Below are 16981 nucleotides of genomic sequence, written 5' to 3' on the forward strand. Positions count from 1 at the left end.
TCAAAGACGAAGAGTAAGCTCAAACAGGCTGATTTTCTACCAGCTTTCAGACTAAAATTTTCTAATCACAGCTTTGTTCAAGGCGCGTTTTTTATAATCTTGCATTATTATGCTATTCCTAATGGGTACGAACATGGATATATATATAAGCCACATGACTGAACGGATACTTAGAGACCGTTGCCATAGACAATTTAAAATATACATATTTCTGCCACGCAAAGTGAACGGATACAAATAATCAATAGATTAGTCATATTTGTGAACGGATGCAATTATGATTCAATAATGTTTAATTGATCAATTAGAGCAGTAACACGGGCTCCTTGCATAACCGTCTCATCCATACAAAATTTTAAATCTGGTACCTTACGTATTTTATTAGCTATTCTTTGGCCTAGTAATCTCTTGATAGTATTTTTCTGATAATTAATAATTTTTAAAATTTTTTCTTTATCCCTATTTAAGGAAAGGCTCAAATAAACCTTGGCCATACTCAAATCCCTGCCTAAATAAACAGCTGTAACAGAAATAAAAGCATTACTAAATAAGATGGCTTTTTCTGTTAAAAAGAGTGCACCTAACTCTTTTTGTATCATCTTAGCCATTTGTTCTTGTCTAAACGTATATATGTTTTGTGCCATCTTTTGCTTACATAATGCATTAAATTTTTTATGCATAAATAAAAATAAATAAATAAAAATAAATAAACGTGTTCTTTTACACCCTTGACAAGGATATTATTCCAAACAGGAACGTGGCTTGCAAAACTGTGCAAAGAAAAGTAAGGCAAATAAAGGTATCTGTTCAGTCATGTAGCCTATGCGTATTCGTGTTCGTGTTCGTACCAATTAGCAATAGCGCAATAATACTAGCTTTAAAATAAGTAGTTTTTAAAAAAATGGATAAAATCATTGGCTACCACGCAAGTGAACAGACAATGGCGTCAACTTAAGGTTTAGCTGTTATTGATAACCAAGTAGAATAGGAGGGTAGGCTAATCATGAATTGCCTTAAGTTGACGCCATTGAGTGAACAGATACGTTTATGCTGCATGCCAATCATTGCTAAGATATTCCTTTATAGCACTTCTAATTTCTTGTGCAGATAGATTATTTTCCATGCTTCCATTTCTAGCTATCGATATTTGACCAGATTCTTCTGAAACAATTACCACTAAAGTATCTGTTATTTCCGTAAGGCCAACCGCAGCTTTGTGACGCAATCCAAAATGCGCAGCAATATTTGGATTTTCCGTAACAGGTAAAATACACCTTGCAGCCACAATCTTATTGCTATGAATAATAACGGCACCATCATGCAATGGGCTATATTTATTGAATATGGCAATAAGTAATCGAGCGGAAACTTGGGCATTGATCACATCACCAGATTTTTCATAATGCCTCAAATCGACATCTTTTGTAAAAACAATAAGCGCACCCGTATTACTTCCCCCTAATGCCTGAACAGCTTTCACCACTGGCGTTACATCAATTTCAACTTTTTGACGAGCCAACCCGGGAATCATTTTCGTAATGATTCCCTTGCCAAAAACAAGTCCTTTACCCATACTAGACAAAAAGTAGCGAATTTCTCGTTGAAAGATAACAATGGTAATAATAGGGCCTATATCTATAAATTTCCCCAAAATAGTTTCAAGCAGCTTGAGTTTAAATGCTTTAAATGTCAAATAAAAAAGATATATAATAAAAAAACCTGAAGCCATTTTTACAGTTGTGCTACCCTTAATTAATCTATAAACCCAATAGATCAAACAACCAACGAGCACCATATCAACCACACGAATAAAATTAAGCCCCTGATTATCGAAATATAGCAAATTAAATAACATCGTATAGTTTTTTTGTTTATAATCAGAATAATTTTTATTATAAAAAAGAAATAGCATAATCTACAGAGTAATATGCCATACAAAACATTTTGCCTAATTTCCTGGCAGGCAAATAATTTTGTTATCAGCCAAACAAATTGCAAAGCATAGTGGCTCTTTGATTTTATGAATTGATTTTACGTATGTAACTATTACATTTTTTCCAAATAGCTATCTAAATGGTTAAATTGGATTGATGATACGGAACAATGCGTCCTTGTAAAAAGTGATACTAAAAAAGATGGATATGTAGCTATCAAGGGATATATTTTGTTTGAACTTAAAAGCGATTTCTGCTTCCCAGCTTTAAATATACAAATTTGTATAGCTTTTTGCATTAATGCTTGATTTTTTGCATGTACATTTTTCGTTTGATCAAAACGTACGAGAAAATCAATCGGGTTCTATGCGTAAGATAAATGATTGAGCTAAAGAGAGAGATACGGTCTTATTTTATTAGCCCAATCTGTATGATAACCAGGTAATTCTTGAATAGTATATAAGGTTGTAAATTTCCCTTTCTTTTTTCTATAATCTATAATGGCTTTTGCGATAGAAGGTGAAATATAGGGATGGGCCACTAGTTCCTGGAAGGTTGTATGGTTAAGAGACAGCTGTTTAGGCCTATATTTTGCTAATATAGTGGTCTGGTTCATTAACCTTTCCTGAAGGCGGTTAGATAGACCATATACTTCTTTATATTGATCCAAGGAAATAAATCCACCCAACTTATCCCTATATTTTATAATTCTAGTAGCAAGTTTTTGCGTTATGCCATCCATATTTGCTAACTGTTGAACAGTCGTAGTGTTAATATTTATTAGCGCTGTCTTACTGACATTTTCTTGCAATAAAAGCCATTTTTTTTCCAACAGCACCATATCAGAGCTGTGATCTAATGGTTTATTAGAATAGCTATAGTATAACATACATGCCTTAGGTGCAATTATTAAAAGAAATATTAACACTATAATGGCTAATAGGCCATTACTTTCAGAATTAGAAAAATAAAAAAGTTCCTTAATCCGATATTTTATCTTGTTGAACATGCTGCATACGTTGTGCTACATATTTTTCCCATTTCTCTACGAGTTTAACAAATTTTTCTGGCATAGGGGATTCAAACCGTATAAATTCTTGTGTGCTAGGATGTTTAAATCCAAGAGAAGTGGCATGTAATGCCTGATAAGGCATAAGTTTAAAGCAATTATGCACAAAGGCTTTATAAGCAGCATAGCGTTGACCACTTGCAATGGTCTGGCCTCCATATAGCATATCGCCAAATACCGTATGCCCTATATGTTTCATATGAACACGAATTTGATGGGTACGTCCCGTTTCTAGCTTACAAGCTAACAGCGCAACGTGCTGTAATCGTTTGATAACCTGATAATGGGTAATGGCTGGTTTACCCTGTTTATGATCAGGAAAAGCTGCAATGCGTTGACGGTTATGGCTATCTTTTCCTACATTAACCTCAATAACACCTGTGTTATGTTGGGGATTGCCCCAAACCAATACGGAATAGGTTCGTTCTACAGTATGGTTATAAAACTGACTTGCTAAAGATGCCAAACTTTCCGCTGTTTTAGCGATTACCAAGAGCCCTGAGGTATCTTTATCAATACGATGAACCAATCCTGGCCTAGTGGGCATATTATCTTTTAATGGTAAATCTTTATAGCGATAACACAATGCATTGGCCAATGTTCCGTGCCGATACGTTGCATCAGGATGTACAACCATCTGGGCGGGTTTATTGATAACAGCTACCTGATCATCTTCATATACTATATCTAATAATATATTTTCTGGAATTAATGTTTCTAAATCAATGGGTACTGGTAGATGAGCTATTATTTTGTCCTGAAAATCAACAATATAATTGGATTTTATGATATGGCCATTTACGAAAACCAATTGGCTAGCAATGGCTTCTTGAATTTTATTTCGACTAATGTGCAAAAAATCTGATAAAAACTTGTCTATGCGAAGATTACAAAATGTTTCTGAAACGGAAATACTATATTTGTTAGATGGAAGAATTTCGTTAAGAGAATGATCAGGTGGCGCTATAGATCGCTTGTAGTGGTTCATTTTTCTAATCCTAGTTTAGTGTATCCGTTCAGTCATATGGCTTATACATATCCGTGTTCGTACCCATTAGAAATAGCATAATAATGCAAGATTATAAAAAACGCGCCTTGAACAAAGCTGTGACTAAAAAAGTTCAGTCTGAGAGGTAGTAGAAAATCAGCCTGTTTGAGCCCAAGGCTGTAGGCCTGGGCGAGTTCTGATTTTCAGCTTTCAGATTGAACTTTTAACAGCTTTGTTCACCAGCGCTTGATTTTTTTTGGCTACTTTTTTTGATCAAGCAAAAAAAGTAGCTTTAATTATTAAATATTTAGCCATTTGCTGTAATCTATAAAATATGGCTGCTACGCAGGTAAACGGATACAAGTACAAGTACAAAGCAATAAGCCTACTATTCTAAGTAACGTTTTATTTCCTTTCGTTCAAAACCTTCTAGTATATCACCCACTTCAATCTCATTAAAATTTTTAATATCTATACCACATTCAGAAACAGATTTTGCAAGTTTAATCTCTTCTAATCCATGCTTTATAGTATGAATAGAACCTGTGAATATAACCTCATTTTTCCTGATGACACGTATGGGATTCGATTGTTTAATAAAGCCTGTTTGTACTTGACATCCTGCAATATTTCCAATTTTTGAAATAATAAAAATCTTTTTAACTTCTGCTCGTCCAGTAGGTGTTTCTTCTATTATAGGGGCCAAAAGGTCCTGTATACTATTGCGAATATTATCTATGGCACTATAAATAATAGCGTGTTGTTTGATTTCTACTCCTTCCTTTTCAGCTAATTTTTTTACTTGTGCAGAAGGTTTAATATGGAAAGCAATAATAATAGCGCCAGTAGCAGCAGCAAGGAGCACATCAGATTCGGAAACAGCACCTANNGACCAATTTCATCGAGTGTAAGGTGTGCTTTGGTACGCAATGTCTGCTCACGCAATAATTGCTGTTTCTTTTGAGCCACTTCTCCTACCTCTTTCATACTATCCATCACACGAAAAGTATCACCAGCCTTGGGAGCACCATTTAATCCCAATATCTGTACAGGGCTTACGGGAGGAGCTTCTTTACATGAAAGACCTTGGCAGTTTACCATAGCCTTGACCTTACCATAGTGGACACCGGCCAGCACAATATCGCCTATATGTAGCGTACCATCTTGCACTATTCCAGTGGATACATACCCCCTACCAGGATCTAAGAATGATTCAATAATCGTACCTTTTGCTTTTCTAGAGGGCGTTGCTTGTAATGCTAGTAGAGACGCTTCTAAAAGTATTTTTTCCAAAAGTGCATTAACCCCTTGGCCTGTTTTTGCTGAAATCTCCTGGCATTGGTATTTACCACCCCAATCTTCAACCAAGATATTAAGATTAGCAAGATCCTCTTTAACCTTTTCTGGATTGGCCTGCGGTTTATCAATTTTATTGATAGCAATAATAATAGGACACCCCGCTACTTGGGCGTGGCTAATAGACTCCTTGGTTTGTGTCATAATGCTATCATCTGCTGCTACTACAATTACAATAATATCGGTTATCTTAGCACCTCTGGTGCGCATAGCTGTGAAAGCCTCATGACCAGGTGTATCTAAAAACACAATTCTTTTATTATTATCCGTAATAATATCATAGGCCCCAATGTGCTGCGTAATACCGCCTACTTCATTAGCCGTTACCTTGGCAGTACGAATATAATCCAATAATGAAGTTTTTCCGTGATCCACATGTCCCATAATGGTTACAATAGGGGGACGTTCTATACGTTCACCTTCTACCTCTTCCAAATATTTACTAACCTCTTCATGGACATCAGTAAATTCTACATCATAGCCAAACTCATCGGCTACAACCGTAATAGTTTCTGCATCTAAACGCTGGTTAATAGATATAATCATACCCAAAGACATACAAGTAGAAAGCACTTCATTAACTGAAACGCCCATGAAAGAAGCCAATTCATTAGCAGAAATAAATTCTGTAATTTTTAAAACTTTTGCTTCTTCTTTTTCCTGACGATGACGCTTATCTTCCGCTTCTACATGGGCAGTTCGCCTATCTTTTCTATACTTAGAACGGGTACTATCTCCAGAACCCTGGTGCAACTTTGCTAAGGTTTTTTTGATCTGGCTTTCTATTTCTTGGGAAGAAACGCCTTCTTTCTCTTTTGTACCTAATAGTAATTTATTACCTTTTTCTTTACGTAAAGGAGAAGTTGCTGATTTAAACGTGCTTCCCTTTTTAAGGGGTTTACCTATAGGGCGACGAGGATGCTGGACCGATGTTGTGGAAGGAACCGTCGACTTGGAAGAGCTAAATAAAATACTAGGTTTGACCTGTACCTCCGTCGCTTCACTTTTCTGATATTTTCTAGAAATACGTTCAGGTAAATGCATTTTACCTACTACAGTAGGTCTTTTAAAATCATCTGAATTAGCAAAAGTTATTTTATCGTTTGATATCGCTCCTTGTTTATGCGCTTGATGCAAATTAGGCGCTAACGTATCTAAAGGTAACCCAGGGGCAGACCATGCATTTTGTAATGTGGTAGAAGCTGGCTCCTCTGTATTATGGGTAATGGGTGCAACACGCTCAGGAATATTTTGATACTTATTTTTTTTAGAAGTCAAATGAACTTTCCCAATAGTCTTTAAACCAGGCAAAATAGGAACATCAGCCTCATAATAAGGCGATCCTACCCCTTGCTCTTTTTTGATTGGTTTCTCTTTAGTAGGCAGTTGATCCTTTCTCTTCCCAAGGCTACCCTTTATAATATCATGTCCACTAACCGGTGCAACAAGGCTCACATATGTTTGACCAATGCTTACCTGAGCAGCCTCTTTTTTATCCATACCAGCTGATACAAATTCAACAGCGAGCACATCGAATTGTTCAGCAGTTATTTTGGAATTAGGCTTATTGTCAATAACAAACCCTTTTTTAGCTAAAAAAGAGGCAATCGTATCAGTCCCTACATTTAATTTTCTAGCCACTTGGCTGAGTCGCATGTTTTTTTCTTCGTTCATAGGTTACTTTATCCCTACCTAGTTTGGATTTACCTTAACCATTAAGTGCGTGGTTTAATATGGCATAAATTTCGTCAATAGTTTCCTGCTCTAAATCAACACGTTGATCGAGCATTTCTTTAGACAAAGCCAAAACACTTCTGGCTGTTTCTAACCCAATTTTATACAATTCTTCTAAAATCCAAGGCTCAATTGTACCACTAAACTCAGATAGAGGGATGTCATTTCCCTCCAAATGGTTGGGTATATCTCTATAAACGTCTATTTCTTTACCAATGAGCCTACCTGCTAATTTAATATTCTGACCTCCTTTACCAATAGCCAATGCTACCTGATCAGCATCCAAATAGACACATACTCTTTCAGTTCTCTGCTCAACTCGATTAATACATGCAGGACTTAAGGCACGTGCAATATACAATTCTAAATTATCGGTATAATTAATAATATCGATATTTTCATATTGCAGCTCTTTGGTAATTCCGTGTATACGAGATCCTTTAATACCTATACAAGTCCCAACTGGGTCAATTCTATCATCGAAAGACTCAACTGCTACTTTAGCACGTGCCCCTGGCTCCCTTACAATTTTCCTTATGGCAATAAGCCCATCCTGGATTTCAGGAATTTCATTTTCCAATAATCTTTCTAAGAAAAGAGGTGACGTTCTAGAAAGTATTACGCGAGGAATCGCATTGTTAAATTCTACTTTATGGATTACCGCGCCAATACGTTCCCCTTTTTTGAAATGATCCTTAAATATTTGTTCCGATTTTGGCAAAAAAAGCTCATTGTTTTCATCATCCAATACAATAATTTCCCTACTTAAAATCTGACCCACTTCAGCTACTATCAAACCACCTACCAACTGTTCATATTTATTATAAAGCGCTGCTTTCTCCAGTTCTCGTACCTTTTGCATAAAGATTTGCTTGGCAGAAAGGATTGCTCTTCTGCCAAAATCAGGTACTTTAATTTCCTCAGAGAGTTCTTCTCCTACTTCAAAATCAGCCTCTATTTTTCTTGCTTCTGTAAGGGACACCTTTGTAGGCGCATTTACCTCTGGCGCATGATCATCTACAATTTCTCGAAAACGCCATATCTGTAAATCTCCTTTATCGAGATTGATAATGATATCAACATTATCACTATGTCCAAATTTATTGAGAATAACAGCACGAAACACATCTTCTAAAATACGTATGACCGTAGGTCTATCGATATTTTTAGATTTTGCAAATTCCGAAAATGACTCTACTAACTTATTATCATCCATTGATTACTAAAAGACAAGTGCTAATTATAAAGGCAAATACCTATTCCTTCTGCTAAGGTAAAACGCACAGGGCCTACTGCTGAAGATACATTACTTCATTTACCCAAATGGGAAATAGTAGATTTATTTTGAACAGTATCAACTATTTACCTATTTTAATTGAAGCTATACCATAACACCTTAGCGCACAGCTCAAACTTGTTTAGAGCTGTTTAATTATTTACAACGCAAGCATTGGAATCTCTGCAATATACAAAATATTTCTACACCATTTAGCTTATAATAATAGTGGTAAAGAAATAGACGTGTATCCATTCACTTGCGTGACAGCCATATTTTATAGATTATAACAATTAAAACTACTTTTTTTGCTTGATCAAAAAAAGTAGCCAAAAAAAATCAAGCGCTGGTGAAAAAACTGCTGAAAAGAAAGGAAAAAAACCGAAAATCAAATCTCGCTCCTACGGTTACTCAATGGATTTGGAAAGCTGGCAAGGCGCGCGAGGGTGAAGCGCACGCAGCATAGTACTCACTATGTGAGTACGCTGAATCCCGAAGCGGAACACAGCCAGCTTTTCAAAGACGAAGAGTAGGCTCAGACAAGCTGATTTTCTTTTATTTTTTCCTTTCTTTTCTTTCCACAGTTTTTTCAAGGCGCATTTTTTATAAACTTACATTATTGCGCTATTTCTAAATAGGCATAGGCCATTCCACTGAACGGATACTTTTTTACGATTTAGTATTATTGCGCTATTTCTAATGGGTGTGAACACAGATACGTATAGGTCACACNTGTAACCCGTCTATAGTTTTTTTCACGATCTGCACGGGCAACCAATAGAGAGACGCTAACGGAAATGCCTGAATTAATTTTTTTAAAAATGTTAAATAATGTGTTTGCAAACACAGCAGAAGCAACATGAGGCATACCCATTCTACTTATCATAATCGTATTAACCGCTTCAAGTGCAAGGACATTTAATGTACTAAAGACGATGGGATAGCTACGCATAATATACTCTACAACCAGAGTTCTATCAATAGATGGAAAACGCGGTGACATATTAAAAATTTACTTAAAAATGTTGACCCTATATAAATTCTTATACAATTTATATACTAAACAACCAAGCAACTCAGGGTATCCGTTCACTTGCATGGCAACCATATTTTATAGATTACAGAAATTAACGCTACTTTTTTTTGCTTGATCAAAAAAAGTAGCCAAAAAAAATCAAGCGCTGGTGAAAAAACTGCTGAAAAGAAAGGAAAAAAACCGAAAATCAAATCTCGCTCCTACGGTTACTCAATGGATTTGGAAAGCTGGCAAGGCGCGCGAGGGTGAAGCGCACGCAGCATAGTACTCACTATGTGAGTACGCTGAATCCCGAAGCGGAACACAGCCAGCTTTTCAAAGACGAAGAGTAGGCTCAGACAAGCTGATTTTCTTTTATTTTTTCCTTTCTTTTCTTTCCACAGTTTTTTCAAGGCGCATTTTTTATAAACTTACATTATTGCGCTATTTCTAAATAGGCATAGGCCATTCCACTGAACGGATACTTTTTTACGATTTAGTATTATTGCGCTATTTCTAATGGGTGTGAACACAGATACGTATAGGTCACACCACTGAACGGATACGTACCTATTGCTAATGGTTTACGAATACGAATACGGATAGGCCACTCCACTGAACGGATACAGTTTACCTTCAAAAGATAAGTAACCTTTTAAGTGTAATGCTTATAGTTGACTGTTTGTAGCATTTTTCTTATACTTATTATAGCGAATACCAGCAATTTCCTTCTTTAAAGCCAGTAGCTCTTTGTCGATTATGCCCTGACTAATGCTTAATAGTATACCTAAGGCAATCCCTGTAAACACAATCGACGTGCCACCCATACTTACAAATGGCAGTGGCAATCCTGTAACTGGACCAAGCCCTACCGCGACAGCCATGTTCATTAAAGACTGAAATACAAGCAAAAGACTTACTCCTATAGCTAAAAGCCCCTCATAGTAGTTAGTGGCAGTAGGCAGTAAAGCCATAGCCCTATATAACAAAATCAAATAAAGCGCTAGGACCAATATACCCCCTATAAGGCCATATTCTTCGATTAAGATGGCATAAATAAAGTCAGAGTAAGGATGGGGCAAGAAATTGCGTTGGGTACTATTACCAGGTCCTTTACCCATAAGCCCGCCCGTTGCTATAGCAATATAGGACTGTTCCGCTTGGAAGGAGAGATTACCTTTTAAAAAGCTTTCCATTCGTTTAGCTGCTGTCCCACCCCGTTGACCCCAGATCAATGCGCTTCCTACCACTAGGGTACCAGAACATACGATAAAGAGCAAATATTTAATAGGGATTCTGCCGATGTACATTAATACCAAACAAGTACCAAATAATAGAATAGCGCCGGAAAAATTACTTAAAGCAATTAAACCACTAATAACGCCAGACCAAGCCAGCATAGGCAAGCAGGCAAAAGTAAAGCAAGTAATTTTTTTTTGTTGTTTAGCGAGCATATGGGCAAGCCGTATAATTAAAGCAAGTTGTGCTAAATCAGATGGTTGAAAAGATTTGTTGATGAAAGGAATGGTAAGCCAACGAGAAGCTGCATTTAACTTTAGACCATATTTCCAAGTTATCAGTAACAATGGAATGGACATCCAGAGCGCTGCATTAGCCATAACGGCATAGTAGCGGTAATCAATACGGTGTGCCAGCCACATAGCAAATAAACCTGCCCCTATCAGGATAACCTGCCTAAGCAAATAATATTCGGTATTATGCTGCATTTGCCTATAAGCTAAAGAACTTGAAGCACTATAAACGCTTAGAATACTTAGACTAGATAATACAAAAACGACTCCCCATATAATGGGATCTCCTTTTAGCTTTTCTTTAATCAAATGCTTCATACAAACAGATAATATTTTTGTATCCGTTTACCTGCGTGGCAGCCATATTTTATAGATTACAGTAAATGGCTATTTAATAATTGATGATTTTATCCATTTTTTAAAAAACTATTTCTTTTAAAGCTACTTTTTTTGCTTGATCAAAAAAAGTAGCCAAAAAAAATCAAGCGCTGGTGAACAAAGCTGTTAAAATTTCAGTCTAAAAGCTGAAAATCAGAACTCGCCCAGGCTTGCAGCCTTGGGCTCAAACAGGCTGATTTTCTATTATCTTTCAGACTGAAATTTTCTATTCACAGCTTTGTTCAAGGCGCGTTTTTAAGGCGCGTTTTTTATGATCTTGTATTATTGTACTATTTTTAACTGGTACGAACACGGATACGCATAGGCCACATCACTGAACGGATACCCTTTGTTCAAGGCACGTTTTTTATAATCTTGCTATTGTACTATTTTTAATTGGTACGAACACGGATACACATAGGCTACTCCATTGAACGGATACTATATCTTTATCTTTTAGAAATCTTTTTATTAGCAGTTGTAACCAATATATTTATATACGCCTGAAGTTACAAATTATTTTACAAAAAATTATTTTTTGTGCGGATGGTTCTGGTTACGATTTTATTAATAGCTTATGATATTCTTTTGAGAGCATACAAGTTGCGGTAATCCAAATTATACAAATTAAAAAAAACATACCCATTAAAAATGGAGAAAGCTGATCGGGTGTATAACCAGAAAAAATAGTATAACAAATAACTTGCAAAATAGAGCCAGAAAATTTTCCTATTTTTCCACCTACTATATCAACCGCTGCTTTTCCTTTTGTTTGCCTTTCGTTATCTAACGGTATATAAACCATCTCTTTGGTTGCATCAAAAAAACAGTATTTGGCTCCTTTAGCCAATATATTTTGCAAGCCGCCGACGGCTACAATAATTCCTATAGTAGGCATTCCATATATAGTCTCTAATAAAAAATTGAAATGTTTGGCTACTACAAAAATAAAGAAGCTTACCCCTATTACAAATGTCATAATAGGTGTTACAAGTGCTGCGCCTAGCCAGCCCAATTTACGCATAACGGTAGTACCCAAAAATGAGCAGATAAGGGTAAAAATACCTATCCAAAATAAGATTTTTCCTTGAAAAGTAATAAAGCAAGAAAGGTCTTGCTGATAAAAAAGGCTTGTATAGTGAAACCAAAGTGCTTCTGTTAAGTTAATGACCATGGAGTAAGAAATCATCAATAAGCAAATTAATCCTAAGTATTTGGACCGAACGATCATCTTAAAACTTTCCTGCAGGCCTAATGACAATTTTGCTCGCCCAACTGTCTCTGTTTGTATCATTTGACGATGCATAATATATTTTTCAATATATCTATGTAAGAATAGGATTAAAAGGCCAAGCCCTACCACTACTATCGTAAAAGCAGCTATTGTCAGCTCTACCCCCCTTTTATGTATACCCAGCCAAGGTAATAGAAAATGTGCACTACGGGAAAAATAGATCATTATACTACCAGAAATAAGTAGATTGGTTTGTCCAAATAGATTGGAAAAGAAGTAAAACCGACCAGCGTCCTCTGTTTTAGTTATTTTATTTGCCAACTGCCAATATAACAGGGTAAAAATAATCATAGGCCAAAGTTCCCCCATCATGTAGAAAAGTATTAATGTCCACTTGCCCCACATAACAAAAAACCATTTTAAATAGGGATAAATCCTAATATAATTATGTACAATAGATGGATTGGGATGTAATAGCTCTTGGTTAGGAAATAAAAAAAAACCGAATAGGATAAAAAAAAAGAGAAAAAAAAGAACAATAATCCTAAAAATATTTTCTGTTGACATCTTATTACATAAAATGGTATAGATAACCACAAACAATATGCCCGCTGGCATTTCAATAAATGGCTTAATAAAGCTTAAGACTTCTACCCCTATGAGGTTAACCACTAGGCTATCTTTTATGCTTCGAATTAAATTTTGATTAAGCAAAATAAGAAACATGAGAGCGGCCATAGAGAAAAATTTTCGCAACTCATTTCTCTTAATTGGCCAGAGGATGGCATAACATTTTTGTAGGAGGCTTCCAGTTTGTTGCCTATCAATTTTTTGCTTCATATGTTTCATTCAAGAGCACTTGACAGACCACAATTGCTATACAATTGGTCTATAGAAAGTCTATTTATTACTTCACTAAAAAAAGCATTACAAGGCTATGGGCAATAGAATAGGGAACAATCTGGAGTATACGCATGGTTAAGCCACTGAAGATTACACGATGAAATTTCTTTTCTACTAAAATATTCTGCTTTAATCTACCTATCCAAGTCATACGTACCTCTGATCCACAATTTTGAGTAGCTATTAGATCAAATGGCATAGTTAAAACAGATGCTACTATACCCAAAAAAGTACTAACGACCATATTCATAAAAAGGCCATCCATATTTTTGGTAAGTTCATAAGCTAATATAGCTGCTGAGGCAGCCAGTATATTCCTTAAAAGAATGGGCATAAAAATATCGCTAACCGTTTCCTTGCACTTCATTAAATTCCCCTTATTAGCAGCAATTTCTTTTGTTTCACTATATGCCGTTATAACCGTTTCTACTATTCCAGCTAAGAAGCACTGCCAGATAATCGATAGCGTATTATTGATAAATACAAGATATCTAATAGAAAAAAGGAAAAGCCATTGAGAAATACCAAATGCAAAAGCAGCTATAAACTGCCGAAGGGCATAAACATGTGCTCCAGCATAAAAACTTCTAAAATTTCGAGCGCGCACATACTTTGTAATAATAGAGGTGTAGGATGCTCCTGTTTCTTGATACACTACTTTTACAAATTGGGTAGGTGCTACCAAATAGGCTACTATAGTACAAGCTATGCCATGTGTAAATGGATCAAGCAATAAGCGATAGAGAAGACTGCTATGCTGCATAGTATGAATAAGTACGTTTAAAAGTAAATTACGTAAGCGCATCTCACATTACATGTGATAAGTAATAACATATAAGCGTTACAATAGGCAATTAACCTATTCCGGTTCGATTCATGTTATGTTAAGTATATACTATAGATCCAGATCTAATAGCTTAACCTAATCGTTAGTTGTTATATTATCTAATAGTGCTTTTAGCTCTTTTGACGCTTCTCTTTTATGTCAAATCGTCTGCGCTGGGGGATTCTGATTTTCATTTGACGATGGCTCCGCAACAGCCCCAACAAAAGATTAAGATACAATTTTTAAAGTTATTTTTCAAATCATGTTCCCTTTACAAGGATAAAAAACGGCTTTATTGTGCAGTTATCAATGGATACTCAGCAGTAATTACAGCTATATGGTTTCCCTCTAAATAGGGGTTGAACACACATGCTATCCAAAGTTTTGCGTATTGGTTGGGTGGGTAAGGTTTTGGAAAAATAGTATGGATGTGATTAATTCCTTATATTTGCTTCCTAATATTTGCCAATAATTGGGATCATTGGGGTACGGTAATGTTACAGCAAATGGAACTCGTACAATTTTTTTACAATTTTTTATAAAACATTTTTTAAAGTGATGCTATCATGAATAATTATACATATACCCATTTAACGAAATGGTTACTAGTAGCCATTTTACTGGCCTCTTGTCAGTCCAACAAACAGCAGGTCGGGCCTAGTACAAGTAGCTCTGAAGCCGCTTTGTCTAAAAAGCCCAAGCTTAATTTGGATTCGGATGCATCAACAAGTAAAATGCAGGAACAAGAGGAAGGTTTTGACTTAAATACAGAGAAAGGTTTTGACTTAAATAAATTTGCAGCATTCCCAGAGCCTACACAACAACAAATAATCAGAAAACTGCCTGCAAAAGTTTTATTAGAAAAACTACTGCCTAGATTTGCTGCTGTTATCCAAAAAGCCTATTACAAGAAACAGCCTTACCTAATCCAGGAAACGATTTCAAAAGAAGATATGGATTTGATAAAAAAGGTTGGTATAACGCATATTCGTTATATAGGGCTTGAAGATAAAGAAAAGATATATGACCTATTGCATACCCTAGCTAAGCATCTACTTCCTTTATTGGAACAAATTGAATTAGTTAATAAAGATGGGGGGTATATTACGAAAATAGATCTGGCTGGTAAAAGAGAGTACTATGGTGAAATGTCCTTGTTGTCTAAGGTTGCTCATTTACAGGGATTAAATCTATCTGGTTGCGGGATTGGACGGTATGGCGTAAACAAATTAATAAAAAGTAATTTTAATGACTTGCGTCAACTTAATATCGAAGATAATGGTATTAGAGATGCGAACGTAATAGCCGAGTTGTTAAAAAAGTATCAAGGCCTTGAAATGCTTAATCTAGCTGATAATGGATTTCGCTTTTCAGCTTCAGAAGAAGCAAAAGCAGCATTGGCTCAACTGTATAAGCTTAAAAGGCTCAAAATAAATAGTCAAGTACATGATTATAGTGCGTATCGTGTATTTTCTGAAGATAGTGATACGCCTATGGCTTATTATTTTGATGAGCATGATCGGAGAATAGAAATTGGAGATCAAGGTCAAATAGATGATTCTACTATAAAAATATTAGCTCAGCTGCCTAATTTACAGTCGCTATATATAACGTGTAATCCTCCAGGATATCAGGTAAGTAATTCTGCTTTAGATGATTTAGTTACATTAACCAATCTTAAGAAGCTTAGACTATGTGTTGATGACATGGTTAATTATGACGATAAACTTCCACTTATGAAGTTAGCGAAACTTAGAAATCTGGAATATTTGTGGTTAGATGACTCATGTAATTATTTGGACTCTAATACAATGCAATCTTTAAGGACTGCACTTCCGAATACAGAAATCGTTGATACGGAGCATGACCATGATTATGACCCTGATGATTTATCTGAGGAAGATGATTATGAAATTTTTTACCACTACTACCGTCCTAAACGGATGCTTACGTATTACGATAAATGATATTGGGGTTTGTGTTATGTCTGTGTCATGTATCCGTTCAGCGGTATGGCCTACACATATCTGCGTTCACACCAATTAGAAATAGCGCAATAATACTAGATCGTAAAAAATGCGCCTTGAACAAAGCTGTGACTAGAAAATTTCAGGCTGAAAGGTAATAGAAAATCAGCCTGTTTGAGCTTACTCTTCGTCTTTGAAAAGCTGGCTATGTTCCGCTTCGGGATTCAGCGTACTCGCATAGTGGGTACTATGCTGCGTGCGCTTCACCCTCGCGCGCCTTGCCAGCTTCCCAAATCCATTGAGTAACCGTAAGAAGGGCGAGTTTTGATTTTCAGCTTGCAGCCTGAACTTTTCAACAGCTTTGAGGCCGTTGCAATAGACAATTAAACATATTCATCAATAGTCCACTTTCCCATCATTGAGAAAATGGTTAACTTAAGATGAGTTTTTAGTTTATTTTTTATTAGCATTATTATTAGTGTATAGTTATGGCAATCCAATCAAGTGGTCAATTAAGTTTAGCAGATATTTCAGCAAGTAAACGTAAATGTAAACATACCTTTTTTGATCAAATCACTAAAATAATTGATTGGTCAACAATTGAAAAAGAACTTCGCATTTATTATGCTAAAGGCCTACGCTTATCTGGCAAACCTGCCTATAGTCCCCTACTTTTATTTAAAATGCTTTTACTTCAGACATGGTATGGACTGAGTGACTATCAAGTAGAAGAAGAAGTAAACGACCGTATAACTTTTAGCCTATTTTG

10 protein-coding genes and 2 pseudogenes are annotated in these 16981 nt (G+C 35.9%); 2 read left to right on the forward strand and 10 right to left on the reverse strand.

Features of this window, described 5'->3' with window-relative positions:
- Window positions 1–275: 275 nt before the first annotated feature.
- From rbfA to EDM02_RS05225, 10 genes and pseudogenes are all read right to left on the reverse strand, one after another.
- A complete protein-coding gene (gene rbfA / locus EDM02_RS05180; protein ID WP_123663646.1) occupies window positions 276–680 on the reverse strand; it encodes a 30S ribosome-binding factor RbfA in 405 nt (134 codons plus the stop codon).
- Between the two features lie 365 nt (window positions 681–1045).
- Window positions 1046–1912, reverse strand: coding sequence for a diadenylate cyclase CdaA (gene cdaA / locus EDM02_RS05185; RefSeq protein ID WP_123663648.1), 867 nt, complete (start codon window positions 1910–1912; stop codon window positions 1046–1048).
- A 410-nt stretch (window positions 1913–2322) separates the two neighbouring features.
- On the reverse strand, window positions 2323–2943 hold the full coding sequence (locus EDM02_RS05190) for a ComEA family DNA-binding protein (protein ID WP_123663650.1): 621 nt from the start codon (window positions 2941–2943) through the stop codon (window positions 2323–2325).
- Window positions 2915–3991 (reverse strand): RluA family pseudouridine synthase, encoded by a 1077-nt coding sequence (locus tag EDM02_RS05195; RefSeq protein ID WP_123663652.1) that lies wholly within the window; start codon window positions 3989–3991, stop codon window positions 2915–2917. The genes EDM02_RS05190 and EDM02_RS05195 overlap by 29 nt, the downstream gene beginning before the upstream one ends.
- 388 nt (window positions 3992–4379) lie before the next feature.
- Window positions 4380–7021 (reverse strand): annotated as a pseudogene (gene infB / locus EDM02_RS05200) (translation initiation factor IF-2).
- A gap of 34 nt (window positions 7022–7055) precedes the next feature.
- A complete protein-coding gene (gene nusA, locus EDM02_RS05205; RefSeq protein WP_123663654.1) occupies window positions 7056–8297 on the reverse strand; it encodes a transcription termination factor NusA in 1242 nt (413 codons plus the stop codon).
- A gap of 742 nt (window positions 8298–9039) precedes the next feature.
- Window positions 9040–9360 (reverse strand): MATE family efflux transporter, encoded by a 321-nt coding sequence (locus EDM02_RS05210; protein WP_123663656.1) that lies wholly within the window; start codon window positions 9358–9360, stop codon window positions 9040–9042.
- 680 nt (window positions 9361–10040) lie between these two features.
- On the reverse strand, window positions 10041–11222 hold the full coding sequence (locus EDM02_RS05215; RefSeq protein ID WP_123662381.1) for an FtsW/RodA/SpoVE family cell cycle protein: 1182 nt from the start codon (window positions 11220–11222) through the stop codon (window positions 10041–10043).
- A 616-nt stretch (window positions 11223–11838) separates the two neighbouring features.
- Window positions 11839–13356: an Npt1/Npt2 family nucleotide transporter gene (locus EDM02_RS05220; protein ID WP_123663658.1), complete on the reverse strand. Its 1518-nt coding sequence runs from the start codon at window positions 13354–13356 to the stop codon at window positions 11839–11841.
- 67 nt (window positions 13357–13423) lie between these two features.
- The gene (locus EDM02_RS05225) at window positions 13424–14182 is read right to left on the reverse strand and encodes a hypothetical protein (RefSeq protein WP_123663660.1); all 759 of its coding nucleotides are present in this window, start codon (window positions 14180–14182) and stop codon (window positions 13424–13426) included.
- Between the two features lie 629 nt (window positions 14183–14811).
- Between EDM02_RS05225 and EDM02_RS05230 the strand changes: the two genes are divergently transcribed.
- Together EDM02_RS05230 and EDM02_RS05235 are read left to right on the forward strand one after the other, a co-directional pair.
- The gene (locus EDM02_RS05230; RefSeq protein WP_123663662.1) at window positions 14812–16212 is read left to right on the forward strand and encodes a leucine-rich repeat domain-containing protein; all 1401 of its coding nucleotides are present in this window, start codon (window positions 14812–14814) and stop codon (window positions 16210–16212) included.
- A 488-nt stretch (window positions 16213–16700) separates the two neighbouring features.
- Window positions 16701–16979 (forward strand): annotated as a pseudogene (locus EDM02_RS05235) (transposase); the annotation flags it as partial.
- Between the last annotated feature and the right edge of the window lie 2 nt (window positions 16980–16981).

This window comes from Candidatus Cardinium hertigii, assembly GCF_003788695.1.